Source organism: Bradyrhizobium genosp. P, from assembly GCF_049949265.1.
Classification (GTDB): domain Bacteria; phylum Pseudomonadota; class Alphaproteobacteria; order Rhizobiales; family Xanthobacteraceae; genus Bradyrhizobium.
This window is the reverse complement of the sequence record NZ_CP188195.1, coordinates 5,337,557-5,358,589: the sequence shown is the minus strand read 5'-3', so window position 1 is coordinate 5,358,589 and position 21,033 is coordinate 5,337,557. Positions and strand designations below refer to the sequence as shown.

The following is a 21,033-nucleotide window of genomic DNA, read 5'->3' as shown; positions in this document are numbered from 1 at the left end:
AAAGCGCGCCCTGCCTTGCGATGGGCCGCGGCCGACAGTCGCGCGGTGTTGACGGGACGCACAAGTTCCTCCAAAAGCCACGCCGCCAGGCTGCAGGCTATCGAGCCATGCTGCGACGCTGTGCTACGTTGCCACGAAGAACGTGGCGGCCACGCGCCCGACAATCAAGCCTAACACCCAAAATACGTGAGGGCGACGCTGCATGAAGATGTCATGGAGGACGCTTGCGCCGCTGGCGGTCTGGCTGGCGATCTATCTGATCCCGGTGCCGGCGGGGCTGAACGTGGATCAGTGGCACTATTTTGCAGTGTTCGCCGCCGTCATCGTCGGCTTGATCCTGGAATCGATGCCGGTCGGCGCGGTCGGCCTGATCGGGCTGACGGTCGCCGGCGTCGGCGGCTATGTCGAGCACGACCCGAACAGGTCGCTGCGCTGGATGCTCGGCGGCTTCTCGGAGAGCACGGTGTGGCTGATCGTCGGCGCGTTCGTGTTCTCGATCGGCTACCGCAAGAGCGGGCTCGGCCGCCGCCTCGCGCTGCTGCTGGTGCGGACGCTCGGCCGCAGTACCATCGGGCTTGGCTATGCGGTCGCGCTCTCCGATCTGGTGCTGGCGCCGGCGACACCGTCCAACACCGCGCGCTCGGGCGGCACGATCTATCCGATCGTCAGCAACATCCCGCGCATCTATGGCTCCGAACCCGGTCCGACCGCGGGCAAGATCGGCACCTTCGTGATGTGGACGGCATTTGCGACCACGGCGGTGACGAGTTCGCTGTTCCTCACCGCGCTGGCACCGAACGCGGCGGCGCTTTCGATCGCCAAGAAGCTCGTCAATGTCGATGTCGGCTGGTCGCAGTGGTTCATCGGCTTCGTGCCGCTCGGCCTGCTTCTGCTGCTGCTGGTGCCGCTGTTGAGCTATGTGATCTGCCGCCCGGAGATCAAGCAAAGCCCGGAGATCGTGACGTGGAGCCGGGGCGAGCTTGCAGCGATGGGGCCGCCGTCGCGCCAGGAATGGATCATGGCCGCGCTGGTGCTGCTGGCGATGTTCTTCTGGATCTGCGGCTCCAATCCCAATATCAGCCTGCCGCTGCTCGGATCCAACTTCATCAACGCGACCACAGTAGTGTTCGTGGTGATCTCGCTGATGCTGGTCACCGGCGTGATCGCGTTCGAGGACATCGTCGCCGAGAAAAGCGCGTGGGAAGTGTTCTTCTATTTCACTTCGCTGCTCACGCTGTCGTCGGGCTTGAACGATATCGGCTTCATCAAATGGGTGGCGGAGGGCTACGCCAGGGCGCTCGCCGGAATGTCGCCGCTCGCAGGCATGATCCTGCTGGTCTCGTTCTTCTTCTGGGTGCACTATTTCTTCTCGAGCATCACCTCGCATGCGGCAGCGGTGCTGCCGGTGGTACTCGCCGTCGGCTCCGGCATTCCCGGCCTGTCGGTGCCGACGCTGACGCTGCTGTGCGTTTATTCGCTCGGGCTGATGGGCGTGATCTCGCCCTACGCGACCGGACCGGCGCCGATGTATTATGGCAGCGGCTATATCGGGAAGGGCGACTTCTGGAGATTCGGGCTGATCTTTGGCGTGATCTACTTTGCCGGATTGTTGCTGATAGTGTTGCCTTGGCTACAGACGATCGGGTAAACTCCAGTACAATCCGGCGTGAAGAGCAGCGATCGGCCGCAGATCGGGTATCATCCTTTCCGATTGTTAACGCGCTTTGTCTACCGGAAGCGTTCAAAATGCTCCCTAGAGTGTGGCGCGCGCGGTTTCAGGGGACATAGAGAACCGCGCGAGCTCATTCGCTCTTCTTTGTGGGCACCTTATGGACCAGCAGCTAAAACACCCGTCGATTCTCGAGCCCGAACAGACCAGGCGGTCGTCGCGCGGCCGGGTCATCCTGACCACGCTTGTCGTGTTGCTGTTGCTCGCCGGCATCGTTTGGTGGACGCGGCAACAGGGTGCGCCGCAGCCGGCCAACGGCGGGCGTAACAGTGGACCGATGTCGATCGTGCCGGAGACCGTCGGCAAGGGCGACATCGGCATTAATCTGAATGCGCTCGGCACGGTGGCGTCGCTCGCGACGGTGACGATCAGAAGCCAGATCAGCGGCTATCTGATGAAGATCGATTTCAAGGAGGGCGATGAGGTCAAGAAAGGCGACCTGATCGCCGAGATCGATTCACGCCCCTATGAGGCGACGCTGGCCCAGGCCAAGGGAAACCTGGCCCGCGACGAAGCGATCCTGAAGGGTGCTCAGGTCGATCTCACGCGCTATCAGGGCCTCGCCGCGCAGAACGCGGTGCCGCACCAGACGCTCGATACCCAGATCGCGCTGGTGGCACAGGATCAAGGCACTGTCGAAGCCGACCGCGCCGCGGTGCAGTCGGCGCAAGTGAATTTGCAGTATTGCCACATCGTGTCGCCAATCAACGGCCGCGTCGGGTTGCGCCAGGTGGATCTGGGCAATTACGTCACGCCGGGCGACACCAACGGCCTCGTTGTGATCACGCAGTTGGAGCCGATCAGTGTGCTGTTCACGTTGCCGGAGGACAATCTGCAGGCGGTCGCCAAGCGGCTGCATGAGGGCGCGGTGCTGCCGGCGTCGGCCTATGACCGCACCGGCATAAACAAGCTTGCCGACGGATCGCTGCAGACCTTCGACAGCCAGATTGATCCGACCACCGGCACGATCAAGCTGCGCGCCCAGTTCGAGAACGACAAACGCACGCTCTATCCGAACCAGTTCGTCAACATTCGCCTACTGCTCGACACGCACAAGGATGTCACGACGATGTCGACGGCCGGCATCCAGCGCGGCGTTCCCGGCACCTTCGTCTATCTCGTGAACGCCGACAGCACCGTCTCGGTCAAGCCGGTCAAGCTCGGCGTCACCGACGGCGATCGGGTCGAGGTGGTTTCGGGAATTGCACCCGGCGATCGCATCGTGATCGACGGCGCCGACAAGCTGCGCGAGGGGGCGAAGGTGATCGTTCGCTCCGCCGCGGACGCGGCAAATCCGGCCGCTGCGGCCAAGGGAACAGCGAACGGAGCGGGGAACGGAGCCGCGAAGGGGGCTGATCCCGACAAGGCGGGAGGCGGCAAGCGCAATCGCTCCGAGGACGGGCAGAAGCAATGAACCCGTCGCGGCCATTTATCCTGCGGCCGGTGGCGACGACCCTGCTGATGATCGCCATCATGCTGTCGGGCATGCTGGCGTTCAGATTCCTCCCGGTCGCTGCGCTTCCTGAGGTCGATTATCCCACCATTCAGGTGCAGACCTTCTATCCCGGCGCCAGCCCGGACGTGATGACGTCGTCGGTGACGGCGCCGCTCGAGGTGCAGTTCGGCCAGATGCCGAACCTGAACCAGATGAGTTCGGTGAGCTCGGCCGGCTCCTCCGTCATCACGCTGCAGTTCGGCTTGTCGATCTCGCTCGATGTCGCGGAGCAGGAGGTGCAGGCCGCGATCAACGCCGCCGGCAACCTGCTGCCGTCGGATCTGCCGGCGCCGCCGATCTATGCCAAGGTCAATCCGGCCGATGCGCCGATCCTGACGCTTGGTCTGACGTCGAAGACCATGCCGCTGACGCAGGTCGAGGATTTCGTCGATACGCGGCTGGCGCAGAAGATCTCGCAGCTTCCCGGCGTCGGCCTCGTCAGCATCAGCGGCGGCCAACGCCCCGCGGTGCGCATCCAGGCTGACATCCGCAAGCTCGCCGCCTATGGCCTGAATATCGACGATCTCCGCACCACCCTCGGCAACGCCAATGTCAACACGCCGAAGGGCAATTTCGACGGCGCGATGCGCGCCTACACCATCAACGCCAACGACCAGATCCGCAACGCCAGCGACTACAAATCGCTGATCGTCGCCTACAAGAACGGTTCGCCGGTCCGCCTCAGCGATGTCGGCAACGTCATCGACGGCGCGCAGAACGACAAGCTCGGCGCCTGGATGAACGAGACGCCGGCGATCATTCTCAACATCCAGCGTCAGCCCGGTGCCAACGTCATTTCGGTGGTCGAGGGCATCAAGGCGCTGCTGCCGCAGTTGCAGGCCACGCTGCCGGCGGCGATCGATCTCGACATCCTGACCGACCGCACCGTGACGATCCGGGCCTCGGTCCAGGACGTCGAATACGAGCTGACGCTAGCGGTGGTGCTGGTGGTGTTGGTGATCTTCGTGTTCCTGCGCTCGACCCGCGCCACCCTGATCCCGAGCCTCTCGGTGCCGCTATCGCTGGTCGGCACGTTGGGGGCGATGTATTTGTTCGGCTTCAGCCTGAACAATTTGTCGCTGATGGCGCTCACGGTGGCGACCGGCTTCGTGGTCGACGACGCCATCGTCGTGATCGAGAACATTTCCCGCTACATCGAGGAGGGCGAGTCGCCGTTGCAGGCCGCGCTGCGCGGTTCCGAGCAGATCGGCTTCACCATCATCTCGCTGACGGTGTCGCTGATTGCGGTGCTGATTCCGCTGTTGTTCATGGGCGATGTGGTCGGTCGACTGTTCCGTGAATTCGCCATCACGCTGTCGGTCACGATCCTGATCTCCGCCGTGGTGTCGCTGACGCTGGTGCCGATGGCCTGCGCCAAAATGCTGAAGCCGGAGGACGCGTCGCACGAAAACACGTTCCAGCGGCTCAGCCGCGAAGGATTCGACCACGTCATCGCGATCTATGGCCGGATGCTGAACTGGGTGCTGGATCGCCAGAGCTTCGTGCTGCTGATCGCGCTGGCCACCTTCGGCCTGACCGCGTGGCTTTACATCATCATCCCCAAGGGCTTCTTTCCGCTGCAGGACACCGGCGTGATCCAGGCGATCTCGGAGGCGCCGCAATCGGTGTCCTATGCCGCGATGGCCGAGCGCCAGCAGCAGCTCGCAAGCGTGATCCTGAAGGATCCCGACGTCGAGAGCCTGTCGTCCTTCATCGGCGTCGACGGCACCAACACCACGCTCAACAGCGGTCGGATCCTGATCAACCTGAAGCCGCATGAGCAGCGGAAGGCCGGCATTACGGCCGTCATGAACAGGATCAAGGCGAGCACCGCGTCGCTGACCGGCATCACGCTCTATATGCAGCCGGTCCAGGACCTCACCATCGAAGGAACGGTGAGCAAGACGCAGTACCAGTTCATCCTGCAGGATGCCGATCCGGTTGAGCTTGCGGCGTGGACGCCGAAGCTTGTCGACAAACTGTCCCAGTTGCCCGAATTCAGCGATGTCGCAAGCGACATCTCCGCGCAGGGGTTGTCGGTGTTCGTCCAGATCGATCGCGACCAGGCGGCCCGGTTCGGCATCACGCCGGCGACCATCGACAACGCGCTGTACAACTCCTATGGCCAGCGCATCGTCTCGACCGTCTTCACTAATTCGAACCAGTACCGCGTGATCCTGGAGGCCGATCCGGCCCTGCAGAACTCGCTGCAATCGCTGGACTCGATCTACCTGCCGTCATCCGTCGGCACCACTCCGGTGCGGCTGTCGGTCCTGGCGAAAATGCGCGAGGAAACCGCGCCGTTGCAGGTCTCGCATCTCGGGCAATTCCCGTCGGCGACGGTGTCGTTCAACCTCGCGCCGGGCGCCGCGCTGGGCGACGCGGTGACCGCGATCAAGCAGGCTCAGATCGACATCAACCAGCCGCTCGGCGTCATCACGAGCTTCCAGGGTGCCGCGCTGGCGTTCCAGTCGTCGCTCTCCAACCAGCTGTTCCTGATCCTGGCGGCGATCATCACGGTCTATATCGTGCTCGGCGTGCTCTATGAGAGCTTCATCCATCCGCTCACGATCCTGTCGACGCTGCCTTCGGCCGGCATCGGCGCGCTGCTGGCGCTGATCATGGCGGGGCAGGACCTCACCATCGTCGCGATCATCGGCATCATCCTGTTGATCGGCATCGTGAAGAAGAACGCGATCATGATGATCGACTTCGCGCTCGATGCCGAGCGCAACGAGGGCAAGCCGCCGCGCGAGGCGATCTACCAGGCCTGCCTGCTGCGCTTCCGGCCGATCATCATGACGACGATGGCCGCGGTGCTCGGCGCGCTGCCGCTGATGATCGGCACCGGCGCGGGCTCCGAATTGCGGCATCCGCTCGGCATCTCCATCGTCGGCGGCCTGTTGGTGAGCCAGTTGCTGACCCTGTTCACGACGCCGGTGATCTATCTCTGGTTCGATCGCCTTGCGATCAGATTTGCCGGGCGCGCGGGCGAGGTCGGTGAGGCGAGCGGGTCGCATTGAGCCATGGGCCCGTCAACCCCCTTCATCCGCCGGCCGGTCGCAACGACGCTGCTGACCTTCGGGCTCGCGGCGGCCGGCGCCATCGCCTTCTTCAAGCTGCCGGTGTCACCGCTGCCGCAGGTGGATTTTCCGACCATCTCGGTGCAGGCCACGTTGCCCGGCGCCAGTCCGCAGGACGTCGCGACGACGGTCGCTAGCCCGCTGGAGCGGCATCTCGGCCAGATTGCCGACGTCACCGAGATGACGTCATCGAGCTCGGTCGGCACGACCCGCATCACGCTGCAGTTCGGGCTCAACCGCGACATCAACGGCGCCGCGCGCGACGTGCAGGCCGCGATCAATGCGGCGCGCGCCGACCTTCCGACCAGCCTGCGCAGCAATCCGACCTACCGGAAGGTCAACCCCGCCGACGCGCCGATCCTGATCCTGACCCTGACGTCGGATACGCTGACGCGCGGCGATCTCTATGACGCGGCTTCCACGGTGCTGGCGCAGAAGCTGTCGCAGGTCGAAGGCATCGGCGAAGTGGTGGTGGGCGGCAGTTCGCTGCCGGCGGTGCGGGTCGATCTGATTCCGCAAGCGCTTTACAAATATGCCATCGGGCTCGAGGACGTTCGCGCCGCGCTGTCGAGCGCCAATGCGCACAGCCCGAAGGGCGGGATCGACGTCGGCGAGCAACGCTACCAGGTTTACGCCAACGACCAGGCTAACAAGGCGGACGATTACAAATCGCTGATCGTGGCCTACCGCAACGGCGCGGCAGTGCACCTGTCCGACGTCGGCGAGGTGACCGATGGCGTCGAGAACCTGCGCAATGCCGGCCTTGCCAACGGAAAGCCTGCAGTCCTGATCATCCTCTATCGGCAGCCGAACGCAAACATCATCAGCACTGTCGATTTGGTGAAGGGGCTGATGCCGCAGCTCAAGGCCTCGGTGTCGCCGGCAATCGACATCGGGCTGGCGGTCGACCGTTCCACGACCATCCGCACCTCGCTGCGGGACGTCGAGCGGACCCTCATCCTCGCCGTGATTCTGGTCATCATCGTGGTGTTCGCGTTCCTGCGCAATGTGCGCGCGACGTTCATTCCGGTGGTTGCGGTCTCGGTGTCGCTGGTCGCGACTTTCGGGGCGATGTATCTGATCGGCTACAGTCTCGACAATCTGTCGCTGATGGCGCTGACGGTGGCGACCGGCTTCGTGGTCGACGACGCCATCGTCGTGCTGGAGAACGTCACCCGCTACATCGAGGACGGGTTGAGCCCGCTTCAGGCCGCGCTCAAGGGCGCCAACGAGGTCGGCTTTACCGTGCTGTCGATGAGCATCTCGCTGATCGCGGTGTTCATCCCGATCCTGTTGATGGGAGGCATTGTCGGCCGGCTGTTCCGCGAATTCGCGATGACGATCTCGATCTCGATCCTGATTTCGCTCGCGGTGTCGCTTGCGACGACGCCGATGATGTGCGCGGTCCTGCTCAAGCCCGAGACCGGGGAGGGGCATGGGCGGCTATACTTGGCGAGCGAGCGCTTTTTCGAGGCGATGCTGGATTTCTACCGCAGAACGCTGACCGCCGCGTTGGAGCATCCTGCGTCGGTGATGCTGGTCCTCGCCGCTGTGCTGGGCCTGAATTTCTATCTCTATAGCGTGATCCCGAAGGGCTTCTTCCCGCAACAGGATACGGGGCGGCTGGTCGGCTCGATCCAGGCCGATCAAAGCATTTCCTTCCAGCTGATGCAGCAGAAGCTGACCCAGTTCGTCACCATCGTCAAAAATGATCCGGCCGTCGAAACGGCGGTCGGGTTCACCGGTGGCGGTCAGACCAATTCCGGCTTCATGTTCGTGTCTCTGAAGCCGCGTGGCGAGCGCGTACCGATAGATCAGGTCATCGCACGGCTGCGGCGTACGATGGCGGTTGTTCCAGGCGCAACCCTGTTCCTGCAGGCGGTACAGGACATCCGCATCGGGGGCAGGGCCTCCAACGCGCAATATCAGTATACGCTGCAGGGATCGTCGCTGGAGGAACTCAATGAATGGGCGCCGAAGATCACGGCGGCCCTCCAGCAGGATCGGAACCTGGCCGACGTCAACAGCGACCAGCAGAACAAGGGCCTGGAGTCCGATCTCGTGATCGACCGGGACGCGGCGGCCCGGCTCGGCGTCACCGTCAGCCAGATCGACAATACGCTCTATGACGCGTTCGGCCAGCGCCAGGTCTCGACGATCTATGTCGCGCGCAACCAGTACCACGTCATCATGGAGGTCGCGCCGCGCTACTGGCAAAACCCGGAGACGCTGAAGGACGTCTATGTCAGCACATCGGGCGGATCGGTCGGGGGGTCGCAGGCGACCAACGCGGTGGCAGGTACGGTGGTGGCGCCCGGAACTTCGGGCGCGGCCAGCGCCGCCAACGCCCAGGCCGCGCGCAACCTCGCCACCAACTCGATCGGCTCGACGGGGAAGGGCGTGGCCTCGACCGGGTCGGCCGTCGCCACCACCAGTGAGACGATGATTCCGCTCTCGGCCGTGGCCGGTTTCAAGCAGGGGTCGACCCCATTGGGAGTCAATCACCAGGGTCTGCTGGTCGCCAGCACCATCTCGTTCAATTTGCCGCCGAACGTCTCGCTGAGCGACGCGGTCCGCAGCATCGACGCCGCCATGAACCGGATCGGCGTTCCGGCCACAGTCCGTGGGACTTTCCAGGGCACCGCCAAGGCGTTCCAGGATTCCCTCAGCAACCAGCCGTTCCTGATCCTGGCGGCGCTGGTGACCATCTATATCGTGCTGGGCGTGCTGTATGAGAGCTACATCCATCCGCTGACGATTTTGTCCACATTGCCCTCCGCTGGCGTGGGCGCCTTGCTGGCGCTGATGGTATTCAAGACCGACTTCAGTATCATGGCGCTGATCGGCGTCATTCTGCTGATCGGTATTGTGAAGAAGAACGCCATCATGATGATCGACTTTGCCCTCGAGGCGGAACGCGGGCGCGGGCTGGAGCCGCTCGAGGCCATTCGCGAGGCGTGCCTGCTGCGCTTCCGTCCGATCATGATGACGACGATGGCTGCACTGCTCGGCGCCGTGCCGCTGGCGGTCGGCATGGGCGACGGCGGCGAACTGCGCCAGCCGCTCGGCATCGCCATTGTCGGCGGCCTGATCCTCAGTCAGGTTCTGACGCTCTATACGACGCCGGTCATTTACCTCTATCTCGACCGGTTCCGCTTGTGGGCCCAGCGCGCGCGCCGTGGTGGCGCACCGCGGGTGCCGGGGTCTTCACTTCAACCGGGCGAGTAAATGCCGAGAGTTACTGCGTTGCGAAGCTTTCAGATGGCGCGGAAATCCGCCTGGTATTCGCGTTTGCGGACGTTGCGTCTCGGCAAGCGGCCCACGCTCGTGATGGTCGTCGGCGTCGGGCTCGGCCTGTCCGGCTGCATTCTCGGATCGGAGCGGCCTGAGCTCAATCTCGAAGTACCGGCCAGTTATCGGACCGCCGCGAAAGGCGACGCCGATGCGGCGGTTCCGGCGCTTGCCTGGTGGCGCGGCTTTCGCTCCGCAGAACTGACCGGGCTGATGGAATCCGCGCAGCTCTATAATCTCGACATCGCGGTCGCGATCGCCCAGATCGCGCAGGCTGACGCGAATGTCGGCGTATCCGGCGCTGCGCTGCTGCCGTCGGTCAGCGGCACGGCAAATGCTCAACGCGAGCATCTGTCGGGTGGATCGAGCGGCAGCAGCGGGGCGTTTTCGCAGTTCAGTCTCGGGCTGAGCGCGAGCTACATCGTGGATTTCTGGGGCAAGAACCGTGCGACACTGGCAGCGTCCGAGGAGAGCGCCACCGGCTCCCGTTACAATCGCGAGGTGGTCGCGTTGACCACGATGGCGACCGTCGCCAACACCTATTTCCAGGTGCTCGCGGCGCAGGACCAGATCAAGGTCACCCGCCGCGACCTGGCCGCGGCCGAACGCATCCTCACGCTGATCAAATCGGAGTTCGCCGGCGGCACGGCCTCGCAGCTCGACCTGTCGCAACAGGAGGCGCTGGTTGCGACCCAGCGCGCGGCGATCCCGCCGCTCGAGGTGACAGTGGGACAGAGTATCGCCGCGCTGGCCCTGCTGGTGGCGCGCGCGCCGGCCAACTTCACCGTGCGGGGCGGCAGCACCACCCAGATTGTGGTCCCGCGCGTGACGCCGGGGCTGCCGTCGGAACTGCTCTACCAGCGGCCCGACATCCGCGAGGCCGAGGCGCAGCTTGCATCCTCCAATTTCAGCGTCGAAGCGGCGCGCGCGGCGTTCTTCCCGCAGATCCAGCTCACCGGCACGACCGGCTTCCAGAGCGCGGCGCTCGCCACGCTGTTCGGGCCGGGGGCCTGGTTCTATACGCTCGCGGCCGGGCTGACGCAGCCGGTGTTCGACGGCTTCCTGCTCGAGAGCCAGCTCAAGCTCGCCAAGGGCCAGCAACTTCAGAACCTGCAGGCCTATCGCAAGGCTGTGCTGTCGGCGTTCGCCGACGTCGAAAGGGCGCTGATTGCGCTGCAGAAGTTCACGCTGCAGGAGCGCCTTCAGGTCGACGTGGTGACCAGTTCGCGGAAAGCTTTCGAGGTCGCGGAAACCCAGCTGCGCGGCGGCACGGTCAATCTCATCACGGTGCTGCAAACTCAGCAGACCCTGTTTACGGCCGAAAACAACCTAGTCACGGTCAGGCTCAACAAATTGCTCGCCGCGAGCAGCCTGTTCCAGGCGCTTGGTGGCGGCTGGACGCCGGCCGGTACCTTGGCGGCGCTGCAATGAGGTCGGTCATGCAACGGTTTTTGGCAGATGTGGCCGTCGGCCTTGTCATTGCGCTGAGCGTTTCGTCAGGCCCGACCCGGGCACAGCAACAGCGTGCGCCCAACAGCATTCCCCTGACCTTCGGCATGACGATCGACCAGGCCAGCCAGGTGCTCGGGGTGCCCTTGACGTACGTCCGCGGCCGCCGCGGCGACGAGCTGTTTCTCGCGCTGCCCAATGTCAGGGGAAGCATATTGTCGAACCGAAGCGACGGGCTCTATCTGGAATTCGGCAAGGGGCATCTGATCGGCTGGAAGGGCGACTGGGGGACCATTCGGCCATGAGGATCGCAACCATGACCGCAGCGAAGATCCTGCTCGCCGGCATCGGCGTCGCGCTCTCGGTGAGCGCGTCATCCGCGCAGGAGCGTCCGTTGCGTTACGGATACACCAGCGGCTGGTCGTTCGACGGCAGGGACGACGACCGCGATTTTCCAACCAACGGCTATTTTCCCGGCAATTTTGCCGCCGACCCGTTCAGCGCCGGCTTCGGCGCGGCGGGCTTGTTCGGGGCGACGCCCTGGCGCTCCGCGCGGCCTTATCCGTCGCAGGTGGTCTTCGGTGCGCCGTGCCGGGATTGCGGCCCGCACAGGACACGGCGGCACCGGGTTCATCACGACTGAGGAAGCCCTCGGGGAGGGCGAGTTTATTTCGCCGCCACGCTGCTCTGTGGCGCGGTCACGACGCGGCGGAAACGAACCAGCATTCTTGTGCCAGTGTGGGCGGGATCGCGCTCGACGGTGGCATTGAGCTTGGCGGCCATCGCCGTCACGATGCGCTGACCCATGCCGGTACCGCGCGGATCGATCGTATCGCCAAATCCGACCCCATCATCGCTGATCGCGAGCTGCAGATCGTCGCCTTGCGGTTTCAGCTCGACATGGATCGGGCCGGCACCGTCGGGATAGGCGTATTTCACCGCGTTCATCACCAGCTCATTGACGATGATGCCGATCGCGACCGCACGGTCGGGGTCGATTTCGACCGGCTCGGCCTTCAGCGTCAGCCGCGACATCTTGTTGCCTTCGGCCGATCGCCGCAGATCCTCGAGCAGCGACCCGAGATACTGGTTGAGCATCACCGTCTTGAAGTCCTGCGAGGTGTAGAGGCGTCGGTGGACCTGCGCGACCGCAGCGACGCGGCCCATGGCGTTGGTGAGGGCCGCCTTGACGTCGCTCTCGCTCGCGGAGTTGGCCTGCAGATGTAGCAGCGAGGCGATGATCTGCAGCGAATTGCCGACCCGGTGGTTGACCTCGCGCAGCAGCACCTCGCGCTCCGCGGCCAGCGCGGCGTAGCGGTCGCGCGAGGCGTGCACCTCGGCCTCCGCCTCGTCGCGCGCCCTCAGGATCTCCGCCCGCCGGATCGCGCCGTTGACCGCGACCTGGAGCAGGGGGATGAACTCGCCTCTGACATCCTTGACCAGATAATCCGCCGCGCCGGCCTTGAGCGCGGTCACGGCGATCGCGGAGTCCTGCGAAGCGGTGACGAACACCACCGGCGGTGCGTCCGCTATCTTGAGGATCTCCTGAAGCGTCTCCAGTCCGTCGAGGCCCGGCATGTACTGGTCGAGCGCGACGACGTCGATGCCGCCTTTGGCCAGACGCTCAAGACCGTCCTGGCCGCTCGCGGCATGCACGACCTTGAAGCCTGCACGCGTCAGCCCGCGGTCGACCAGGCGCGCCAGCCCCGGGTCGTCGTCGATATAAAGCAGTGTCGGCGTCGCGCTGGTCATAGGGCGGCTGGCGGAACCTGAATGACGGAGAAGAACAGGCCGAGTTGGCGAATTGCGTTGGCGAAGCTCTCGTAATTCACCGGCTTGGTAATGTAGACGTTGCAACCGAGTTCGTAGCAGCGCTTGATCTCGTGGGAGTCGTCCGTCGTGGTCAGCACCACCACCGGCGTCGCCTTCAGATACTTGTTCTCCTTTACCCGCTTCAGGATGTCGATGCCGGTCATGTCGGGCAGATTGAGATCAAGCAGGATCAACAGGGCCTGACCCTCGCGTGCGGACCCGGTCCCGTTGGTGCCGAACAGATAATTGACGGCCTCTGTACCGTTCGTGAACGGAACGATCTCGTTGTTGACGCCCGATCGCCGGATATTCCGCTCAATCAGCCGAGCATGGCCCTCATCGTCCTCGATCATGATGATGGTGACTGGATCGCTCATGACTCTTTATCCCGGTTCTTGCCTGTCCAATTGATGGGCAGTGTTATCGTGAACGTGCTGCCGTTGTGAAGTTCCGATGCTACCGACATGGTGCCGCCGAGTCTGCGCACAAGTGCGCGGACATGGGCTAATCCGATGCCTTGTCCTGGCTTGTCCTGGGTTCCCGCTCGGCGGAACAGGTCGAAGATGCGCTGATGGTCCTTCGGATCGATGCCGCGGCCGTTGTCCTTGATCTCGAAAATCGCAAAGCCGAGCTTGGTGCGGCCCTCGACCGAAATCGCGCCGGGAACGCCGTTTTTGAGGTATTTCAGCGCGTTGTCGATCAGATTGGAGAAAATCTGCTCCAGTGCGAGGCGGTCGCTGACGAGGTTCGGCAGCGCGCCGCCGAGACGGATTTCGGCGCTGCCTTCCGCCGCCTGATGTGCGACCGTCTTGACGATGCTCTCGATCAGCTCGCGGACGTCGACCCGCTCCGGCTTGAACTCGCGGCGGCCTTCGCGGGTGAGATTGAGGATCGCGGTAATCAGCCGGTCCATCTTGGCGATCGAGGATTTGATGAAGCCGAGCGACTCGGAGAAATCATCCGAGAGCTGCTTGTCGGATCCTTCGAGTTCGGGCTCGGCGGTATCGGTGGCGTCATCCGGCATCGCCGGCGCGAGCGACGTTGAGCGATTGAGCGTGGCGATGCGCTTGAAGATGTCGCCGCGCAGTTCCTCCAGTTCGCTGGTGAAGCCCATGATATTGACCAGCGGCGAGCGCAGATCGTGGCTCACGATATAGGCGAAGCGCTGGATCTCCTCGTTGGCCTCGCGCAGGTCCGCTGTGCGCTCGTCGACGGTGCTTTCGAGATTGGCGTTGGCGTCACGCAGCCTGGCCTCGGCCTCGTCGCGGGCGCCTGAGGATTGCCGCAGCAGCACGATCGCGAAGCCGGCGAGCGCCAGCACCATGCAGGAGCCCGCGATGGTGACCGAGGAGGCCAGCACCTGGGTCTTGTCCGCGGTCGTCCTGCGGATATCAAACAGGCGTTCCTCTTCGGTACGCATATCGCGGGCGATCGGCCCGATCGCGTCCATGGCGTCGGCTGACGTGGTGTTACGCAGGACGGCGATGCTGGTGGCCACGTCGTTGTTCTTGACGCGGTCGATGCTGAGCGCGAATTCGGACAGCCGTTTTTCGATCGCGGCCTTTAGCCTGGCGCCGCTCGCAATTTGCGCCGGATTGTCGACAGTCAGCTTGAGAAGATGGTCCAGGGCGAGCGGGATGCCCGCCGCCGCGGCCTGGTACTCAGTCAGGTATTGCGGTGCCGACGTCAGCAAATACGCCCTGGTGGCGCTTTCGGCGCGGCGGACTTCGAGCAGCAGGTTCGCGAGCTGACCCTCGACCTCAACGGTATGAACGACCCAGGCGTTGTCCTCGCGCGCCCTGTTGACCAGCACCACCGAGGCCACGCTGACCGCGACCAGCACCAAAAATCCCGCCGAGAGCAGCAGGATGGGCAACGCGCTGCGACGTCGTGAAACCGGCGTCACGACAGTCTCGCTAAATCAATGGAGTTCAATGCGTCCCCGTGGAAAGCTTACAACCCTACGATACGCGTGAGCGGGCATCTGGTTCCACAGGGTGGACGAATTATTTCTTGGTGTCATCGGGCTGGCCGGCGAGGTACTGCTCCAGCCAGTGGATGTGGTAGTCGCCTTCGATGATGTCGGGCTCGCGGACCAGCGCGCGAAACAGCGGCAGTGTCGTCTCGATCCCGTCGACCACCATCTCGTCCAGCGCCCGGCGCAGCCGCATCAGGCATTCGCCGCGGGTCTTGCCGTGCACGATCAGCTTGCCGACCAGCGAATCGTAATAGGGCGGGATCACGTAGCCCTGGTAGACCGCCGAATCGATCCGTACGCCGAGGCCGCCCGGCGGATGGAATTGCGTGATCCGTCCGGGCGAAGGACGGAAGGTCTGCGGATTCTCCGCATTGATGCGGCATTCGATGGCGTGGCCGATGATCGCAATCTCGTCCTGCCGCGCCGGCAATTCGCCACCGGCGGCGATCCGGATCTGCTCCAGCACGAGGTCGATGTCGGTGATGCTCTCGGTGACGGGATGCTCGACCTGGATACGCGTGTTCATTTCGATGAAGTAGAACTCGCCGTCCTCGTAGAGGAATTCGATGGTGCCGACGCCGAGATACTTCATGTCCCGCATCGCCTTGGCGCAGGTCTCGCCGATCCTGGCGCGCGCGGCTGCGGCGAGCACCGGCGAGGGGCCTTCTTCCCAGACCTTCTGGTGGCGGCGCTGCAGCGAGCAGTCGCGTTCGCCGAGATGGATGGCGCCGCCGCGGCCGTCGCCGAGAATCTGGATTTCGATGTGGCGCGGCTTCTGCAGGTATTTCTCCAGATAGACCGAGGCGTCGCCGAAGGCCGACCTGGCCTCGTTGGCCGCGGTCGACAGCGCCAGCGCCAGATCGGCCTCGGTCTGGGCGACCTTCATGCCGCGGCCGCCGCCGCCGGCGGCAGCCTTGACCAGCACCGGGAAGCCGATGGCCTTTGCGATCGCCGCCGCGTCGTCGTCGGGGCCGACCCCGCCGTCGGAGCCCGGGACGACCGGAATGCCGAGCCGTTTGGCGGTCTTCTTGGCCTCGATCTTGTCGCCCATCAGGCGGATATGCTCGGCCTTCGGCCCGATGAAATGCAGATTGTGATCGGCGAGGATCTCGGCGAAGCGCGCGTTCTCGGACAGGAAGCCATAGCCGGGATGCACGGCATCCGCGCCGGTGATCTCGCAGGCCGCGAGCAGCGCCGGCACGTTGAGATAGGAGTCCTTCGACGGCGGCGGCCCGATGCACACGCTCTCATCGGCGAGCCGCACATGCATGGCGTCGGCGTCGGCGGTGGAGTGCACCGCGACGGTGGAGATGCCAAGCTCCTTGCAGGCGCGCAGCACGCGAAGTGCGATCTCGCCGCGATTGGCTATCAGGATCTTGTCGAACATCGCAGCGCCGCCTGACGTTGACGTTCTACTCAATGATTACCAGCGGCTCGCCGAATTCGACCGGCTGGCCGTCCTCGATGAGAATCTGCGTCACCGTGCCGGCGCGCGGTGACGGAATCTGGTTCATCGTCTTCATCGCCTCGATGATCAGGAGTGTCTGGCCGGCCGACACTTTCGAGCCGACTTCAATGAACGGCTTGGCGCCAGGTTCCGGCGCCCAATAGGCGGTGCCGACCATCGGCGAGGGAACGACGCCCGGGTGTTTTGCGAGATCGGCCGCAACTGCAGCCGCCGGCGCCGCAGCGGCCAGGGCAACCGCCGGTACAGTGGCGGTCGGCATGGAGGCGGCGATAGTGATATTGCGCGCGACACGCACGCGCAGGCCGGCGCGTTCGATCTCGATCTCGGTGAGATTGGTTTCGGCGAGCAGCAGCGCAAGCTCGCGAATGAGCGCGCTGTCGTCGCTCGTCAACTCGTTCTTGGATTTTGCGGCTGATTTGTCGTCTGGCTGGCGCGCCATGATCTTGATCCGGAATCTATCTCTGGTGACGGGAAACGTCAGAATGGGCGATTAAGTCTTTGCCTTGACATCGATCTTGACATCCATCTTGGCACCGATCCTGGCGGCGAGGCCCATGATCGCGAGCCGGTAGCCATCGACGCCGAAGCCGCAAAGCGACGCGAACGCGGCTTTAGCAGTGAACGAATGGTGCCGGAAGCTCTCGCGGGCATGGATGTTGCTGACATGGACTTCGACGGCGGGGATCTTCACTGCCACCAGCGCGTCGTGCAGCGCGATCGAGGTATGGGAATAGCCGCCGGCGTTGATGACGATGCCGACCGCCTTCTTTGCGTGGGCCTCATGGATGAAATCGATCAGTTCGCCCTCGCGGTTAGACTGCCGGCAATCGGCGGCGAGGCCAAACCGCCTGGCGGTTTCCGCGCACAGCTTCTCGACGTCGGCAAGGGTGGCGTGGCCGTAGGTCTCCGGCTCGCGCGTCCCCAACAGATTGAGGTTCGGGCCGTTCAGTACATAGATCGTTCCGGCAGCAGCCATTCCAGGTTCCGGCGAAGGGGAGAAGTGGGCCGGGTTATAGGTAACAACCGGCCCAAGGGGAAGCCTTTAGGTGGCTTGGGAAAGTCATCAACAGCCTCGTCTGTCCTGTCAGATGGCTGCTGTAACCCTCGGAAAATGCTGATTAACCAAGTTCCGCAGAAGCCGCGCTGGGGCCCCGTCCGGGCGATCCTCGGCTGGCGTGGGGCAGACGGCAAAACCCCGCCCAAAAGGGCGGGGTTGGTTGATCCAGCAAAGGGACTCTGTGTCCCCTTCGCCTCGAGGCCGAACTTAGCCCTCGATGATGTAGACGATCTCGTGCGTCTCGGGCTGCACGATCACGTAGCGTCCGTGGACCAGGATGAAGTCATAGCCGCGCCATTCCGGATAGATCGTCACGACCCGTTCCGGCAACGGATAGAAGTGAACGTCGGTCGGCACGCGGGTGCCCACCGACACGTCGAAGTTCACATTGGTAACTTCCGACACATGCTCCGACTTGATCGCGGTCGAGATCTGACTGCGCTTCTCCGCCGGCGGAGCCGCGGTGGCCGAGGTCGCGGCGTTACCCGTCGTGGTCTTCGAGCGATCGTTCGCCTGCGCCCGGTTGGTGTCGGTCGAGCTCTTGGTCTGCGCGTTCTGGTTGGTTGCGGCGCCATTCTTCTCGCGGCTCTCCGCGGCGTTGGTGCGATCGCGACCTTCGCGGCTTTCCGCGTTCATGTTGCCGTTCTTCTCGCGGCCTTCAGACTTCATGTCCTTCTCGCGGCCTTCGGCCTTCATCTCCTTGGCACCAGCCTTGTCGGCACCGGCCTTGTCGCGCGCGCCTTCATTCTCTGAGCTCATGCTCTTCGACTTCTGGGTGTTATCCTGCGCGCCCTTGGTGGCGGCACCGGCCTTGTCGCCAGATTCAGCCTTCATGCCCGAGGGACTGCTCTTGGTCGACTCGGCGCCTTTCATGCCGCCGGACTCACGCTCCATCGAACCCGAAGATGCGCCACCGGACGGTGCATTGTGCTCCATGGCCGCGCCGCCGCCGGCCGCCGGCGATTCCTTAGACGCGCCCTGCGCATTGGCGAAGCCCGTACCAGCGATCAGAGCCGCAGCAGCGACCGAAATCAGAAAACGGTTAGACATCGTAGTATTCCTCCTCATTGTCAGCATTGCCCGCGCCGACAACGGCAAAATATGCGCGATGTTCCTAGCGATGTTCGGGTTCCCCGCGGTTTGTTTTATGAATACGGGATAAACGTGCACGTGATTCAACGGCGCATGCGCGTGAGATGGCTCTCCGCTTTGGCCAACAAAAAATCCGGCTGCGCCGCAGCCGGATTGTTCAGGGAAGGGTATCTCGCCGTAGTGTCGATCAGCAGGTCGCCTTGCCGCAGCGGGCGACACCGATCTTCTCCCTGAGGCTCTCGAGGCCGACCGCGCCGACCACGACCTGCTTGCCGATCACATAGCTCGGCGTGCCGTTCATGCCCATGGATTCGGCGAGGCGGAAGTTCTCCTCGATGGTCGCCTTCGCTTCCGGGCTCGCCATGTCCTTCTCGAGTCTCGTCATGTCGAGACCGACGTCCTTGGCAACCGCGAGCGCGCGGGCCTTGTCGGCGGCGCCGTGGCCGCCCAGCAGCTTCTGATGAAACTCGAGATACTTCTTGCCGGTCGGGTCCTGCATGCGGACGGCGACCGCGACCTGCGCGGCCTCGACCGAGCCTTGGCTCAGCACCGGGAATTCCTTCAGCACGACCTTCAGCTTGGGATCCGATTTCATCAGGTCCATCATGTCGGACATCGCGCGCTTGCAGTAGCCGCAATTGTAATCGAAGAACTCGACGAAGGTGACGTCGCCGTCCTTGTTGCCGAGCATCACGCCGCGCGGCGAGTTGAAGATGGTGTCGGCATTCTTGGCGACGCTTTGTTCGTGCTTCTCGGCTTCAGCCGCCGCCTGGCGCTTGCTCAGCTCGTTCATCGCCTCCTCGAGCACCTCAGGGTGCGCGATCAGGTAGTTGCGCACGATGGTCTCGATGTCGCCGCGCTGGGTGTCGGAGAAGCTTTGGGCGGATGCCGGAAGCGGCGCGCCGCAAAGGGCGAGCGCGACCAGGGCAGGGGCAAGAAGGCGGAGCGTTCGCATGGGGATAATCCTTGTTCGGCGGAGTTCGAAATACGGCGGCGCCGCGGGCCAGTTTCGGTGATCGTTGTATGGAACTGAGGTTTATTTCTAGTTGTTTTTCTGGCCCGACATGGGCCTGGCGCTCACAATGTCGTCAGCTTTGACCCAGCCGGGAGTGCCGATCGCAAACCGGGTCTTGGCGCGCGACGCAAGGTCGCGGGCGGTCTTGTTGTCGCCACGGAGATAGGCGGCCTGCGCGGACGCCAGATCCGCCTGCGCGTAGTCGCCTTTGCGGCCATAGGCCATCGCGAGCTGGGTGTAGCCAAGCGGCGCCTCGGGCTCGCGTGCCACGGCGGCGCGCAGCGTGTTGATCGCCTCGTCCGTAAAGGCCTTGTTGTCGGAGGCGACGAGCGCCTGGCCGAGCATCATCTCGATCAGCGGCGCGTTGCTGGAGAGTTGCACGGCCCGGCGTAGTGGCGCGATCGCTTCAGCCGGCCGGCCGCCTTCGAGCAGGGCCTGGCCGCGCAATTCATAGAAGTACGGGTTGTTGGGCTGTACCTGGATCAGGCCGTCGATCTGCGCGATCGCCGAGCGCAGGTCGCCGTGCAGGTAGGTCGTGATGGCCCGCGCATAGCGCGCCGGCAGGCTGGTGTTGCTGAGTGGATAGCGGCGGTAGACGGTGTCCTGCCGCTCCATGAAACCGGAGATCTTGGCGCGCATCATGTCGTGGCGGAGCTGCAGCGCGGGATCGTCCTTCTTGTCCCAGTATGGGCTGGAGTGCGCGAGGACTTCCAGCGCCGCGACGCGCTCGACCGCCATCGGGTGCGACTGCAGATAGGGGTCGGCGCCGCGCACGGCGAACAGGCCCTCGTCGCTGAAGCGCTTGAACGTGTCGTACATGCCCTTTGCGGACTGCCCGGTCGCGGTCAGGAACTTGACGCCGGCGCGATCGGCGTTCTCTTCCTGCTGGCGCTGGTAGGACAGCAGCGAGCGCTGGATGACGGACTGCGGGGCCGAGATCGCAGCCGCGCCCGCACTGGAAAGACCATTGTCGGCGCCGCCGCGCGAGCCTGCGGCGATGGCGCCGACGCCGAGCAGCATGGCGATGATCATTTGCGTCTGCGCCTGCGCCAGCTGTTCGTGGAGTTTGGCGAGGTGGCCGCCGGCCAAATGGCCGGTTTCGTGCGCCAGAACGCCGATGATCTGGTTCGGCGTCTCCGACTGCAGCAGCGCGCCATAATTCACGAAGATGCGGCGCCCATCGGCGACGAACGCGTTGAACGCGCTCTCGTTGATGATCACGATCTGGATGTTCTGCTTCTCCAGGCCCGCGGCGCGCAGGACCGGGCGGGTGTATTCGCGCAGCAGCTGCTCGGACTCGGTGTCGCGCAGCACCGGCGGCCCCCTGGAGTCCTGCGCATGCGCGGTGGCCATCGGGCCGAATGCAAGCGCGACCGCCGTGACGAGCGCGGTCAGTTTGGACGTCCTGGTGCGAAGCGTATGGCGGAACAGCATGGGCATCTACTGGCGGTGCACGGCTACGGATAGGCGAACCCGATTCCGGCCCTGAATTAGATCAGAAGCACGGCGCAGTCTCTTGGTTTTGCGGTTTTTGTTCACGCGAACCGGTATTCACTCAGCCCGA

16 protein-coding genes are annotated in these 21,033 nt (G+C 64.1%); 7 read left to right on the top strand and 9 right to left on the bottom strand.

All coding sequences use genetic code 11. From position 1 onward, the window contains the following. Nucleotides 1-202: 202 nt before the first annotated feature. The 7 genes from ACP2YO_RS25980 (at nt 203) to ACP2YO_RS25950 (ending at nt 11,690) form a co-directional block, all read left to right on the top strand. Entirely contained in the window at nt 203-1,648 is a 1,446-nt protein-coding gene (locus ACP2YO_RS25980) for a DASS family sodium-coupled anion symporter (protein WP_426434022.1), read from the top strand. Nucleotides 1,649-1,829: 181 nt separating this feature from the next. Then, nucleotides 1,830-3,143: an efflux RND transporter periplasmic adaptor subunit gene (locus ACP2YO_RS25975; protein ID WP_426434021.1), complete on the top strand. Its 1,314-nt coding sequence runs from the start codon at nt 1,830-1,832 to the stop codon at nt 3,141-3,143. Next, the gene (locus tag ACP2YO_RS25970; RefSeq protein ID WP_426434020.1) at nt 3,140-6,247 is read left to right on the top strand and encodes an MdtB/MuxB family multidrug efflux RND transporter permease subunit; all 3,108 of its coding nucleotides are present in this window, start codon (nt 3,140-3,142) and stop codon (nt 6,245-6,247) included. Before ACP2YO_RS25975 ends, ACP2YO_RS25970 begins: the two co-directional genes overlap by 4 nt. 3 nt (nt 6,248-6,250) lie before the next feature. Continuing rightward, nucleotides 6,251-9,535, top strand: coding sequence for an efflux RND transporter permease subunit (locus ACP2YO_RS25965; RefSeq protein ID WP_426434019.1), 3,285 nt, complete (start codon nt 6,251-6,253; stop codon nt 9,533-9,535). Nucleotides 9,536-9,568: 33 nt separating this feature from the next. Next, nucleotides 9,569-11,029, top strand: coding sequence for an efflux transporter outer membrane subunit (locus tag ACP2YO_RS25960; protein ID WP_426434018.1), 1,461 nt, complete (start codon nt 9,569-9,571; stop codon nt 11,027-11,029). Between the two features lie 8 nt (nt 11,030-11,037). After that, nucleotides 11,038-11,352: a hypothetical protein gene (locus tag ACP2YO_RS25955; protein WP_426434017.1), complete on the top strand. Its 315-nt coding sequence runs from the start codon at nt 11,038-11,040 to the stop codon at nt 11,350-11,352. A gap of 11 nt (nt 11,353-11,363) precedes the next feature. Continuing rightward, nucleotides 11,364-11,690 (top strand): BA14K family protein, encoded by a 327-nt coding sequence (locus ACP2YO_RS25950; RefSeq protein ID WP_426434016.1) that lies wholly within the window; start codon nt 11,364-11,366, stop codon nt 11,688-11,690. A 23-nt stretch (nt 11,691-11,713) separates the two neighbouring features. Here ACP2YO_RS25950 and ACP2YO_RS25945 read toward each other — a convergent pair whose 3' ends face one another. The 9 genes from ACP2YO_RS25945 to ACP2YO_RS25905 form a co-directional block, all read right to left on the bottom strand. Beyond that, a complete protein-coding gene (locus ACP2YO_RS25945) occupies nt 11,714-12,799 on the bottom strand; it encodes a sensor histidine kinase (RefSeq protein ID WP_426434015.1) in 1,086 nt (361 codons plus the stop codon). Further along, nucleotides 12,796-13,236 (bottom strand): response regulator, encoded by a 441-nt coding sequence (locus ACP2YO_RS25940; protein ID WP_426434014.1) that lies wholly within the window; start codon nt 13,234-13,236, stop codon nt 12,796-12,798. The genes ACP2YO_RS25945 and ACP2YO_RS25940 overlap by 4 nt, the downstream gene beginning before the upstream one ends. Continuing rightward, nucleotides 13,233-14,765: a sensor histidine kinase gene (locus ACP2YO_RS25935; protein WP_426434013.1), complete on the bottom strand. Its 1,533-nt coding sequence runs from the start codon at nt 14,763-14,765 to the stop codon at nt 13,233-13,235. Before ACP2YO_RS25935 ends, ACP2YO_RS25940 begins: the two co-directional genes overlap by 4 nt. Nucleotides 14,766-14,865: 100 nt before the next feature. Further along, entirely contained in the window at nt 14,866-16,224 is a 1,359-nt protein-coding gene (gene accC / locus ACP2YO_RS25930) for an acetyl-CoA carboxylase biotin carboxylase subunit (protein ID WP_426434012.1), read from the bottom strand. A 25-nt stretch (nt 16,225-16,249) separates the two neighbouring features. Continuing rightward, nucleotides 16,250-16,744 carry an acetyl-CoA carboxylase biotin carboxyl carrier protein gene (gene accB / locus ACP2YO_RS25925; RefSeq protein ID WP_426434011.1) on the bottom strand — a complete coding sequence of 165 codons (495 nt, stop codon included), beginning with the start codon at nt 16,742-16,744 and terminating at the stop codon, nt 16,250-16,252. 51 nt (nt 16,745-16,795) lie between these two features. Further along, nucleotides 16,796-17,281: a type II 3-dehydroquinate dehydratase gene (aroQ, locus tag ACP2YO_RS25920; RefSeq protein ID WP_426434010.1), complete on the bottom strand. Its 486-nt coding sequence runs from the start codon at nt 17,279-17,281 to the stop codon at nt 16,796-16,798. A gap of 288 nt (nt 17,282-17,569) precedes the next feature. Next, on the bottom strand, nt 17,570-18,412 hold the full coding sequence (locus tag ACP2YO_RS25915; protein WP_426434009.1) for a DUF1236 domain-containing protein: 843 nt from the start codon (nt 18,410-18,412) through the stop codon (nt 17,570-17,572). 229 nt (nt 18,413-18,641) lie between these two features. After that, nucleotides 18,642-19,409, bottom strand: a complete 768-nt coding sequence (locus tag ACP2YO_RS25910; protein ID WP_426434008.1) for a DsbA family protein — start codon at nt 19,407-19,409, stop codon at nt 18,642-18,644. A gap of 87 nt (nt 19,410-19,496) precedes the next feature. Continuing rightward, complete coding sequence (locus ACP2YO_RS25905; protein ID WP_426434007.1) at nt 19,497-20,903, bottom strand: M48 family metalloprotease; 1,407 nt, start codon at nt 20,901-20,903, stop codon at nt 19,497-19,499. Nucleotides 20,904-21,033 lie beyond the last annotated feature (130 nt).

Bases quoted from the DNA above. Each gene is read 5' to 3' on its own strand.
- ACP2YO_RS25980 (WP_426434022.1), top strand. From the start codon at position 203: ATGAAGATGTCATGGAGGACGCTTGCGCCGCTGGCGGTCTGGCTGGCG.
- ACP2YO_RS25975 (WP_426434021.1), top strand. From the start codon at position 1,830: ATGGACCAGCAGCTAAAACACCCGTCGATTCTCGAGCCCGAACAGACC.
- ACP2YO_RS25970 (WP_426434020.1), top strand. From the start codon at position 3,140: ATGAACCCGTCGCGGCCATTTATCCTGCGGCCGGTGGCGACGACCCTG.
- ACP2YO_RS25965 (WP_426434019.1), top strand. From the start codon at position 6,251: ATGGGCCCGTCAACCCCCTTCATCCGCCGGCCGGTCGCAACGACGCTG.
- ACP2YO_RS25960 (WP_426434018.1), top strand. From the start codon at position 9,569: ATGGCGCGGAAATCCGCCTGGTATTCGCGTTTGCGGACGTTGCGTCTC.
- ACP2YO_RS25955 (WP_426434017.1), top strand. From the start codon at position 11,038: ATGCAACGGTTTTTGGCAGATGTGGCCGTCGGCCTTGTCATTGCGCTG.
- ACP2YO_RS25950 (WP_426434016.1), top strand. From the start codon at position 11,364: ATGACCGCAGCGAAGATCCTGCTCGCCGGCATCGGCGTCGCGCTCTCG.
- ACP2YO_RS25945 (WP_426434015.1), bottom strand. From the start codon at position 12,799: ATGACCAGCGCGACGCCGACACTGCTTTATATCGACGACGACCCGGGG.
- ACP2YO_RS25940 (WP_426434014.1), bottom strand. From the start codon at position 13,236: ATGAGCGATCCAGTCACCATCATCATGATCGAGGACGATGAGGGCCAT.
- accC (WP_426434012.1), bottom strand. From the start codon at position 16,224: ATGTTCGACAAGATCCTGATAGCCAATCGCGGCGAGATCGCACTTCGC.
- accB (WP_426434011.1), bottom strand. From the start codon at position 16,744: ATGGCGCGCCAGCCAGACGACAAATCAGCCGCAAAATCCAAGAACGAG.
- aroQ (WP_426434010.1), bottom strand. From the start codon at position 17,281: ATGGCTGCTGCCGGAACGATCTATGTACTGAACGGCCCGAACCTCAAT.
- ACP2YO_RS25915 (WP_426434009.1), bottom strand. From the start codon at position 18,412: ATGTCTAACCGTTTTCTGATTTCGGTCGCTGCTGCGGCTCTGATCGCT.
- ACP2YO_RS25910 (WP_426434008.1), bottom strand. From the start codon at position 19,409: ATGCGAACGCTCCGCCTTCTTGCCCCTGCCCTGGTCGCGCTCGCCCTT.
- ACP2YO_RS25905 (WP_426434007.1), bottom strand. From the start codon at position 20,903: ATGCTGTTCCGCCATACGCTTCGCACCAGGACGTCCAAACTGACCGCG.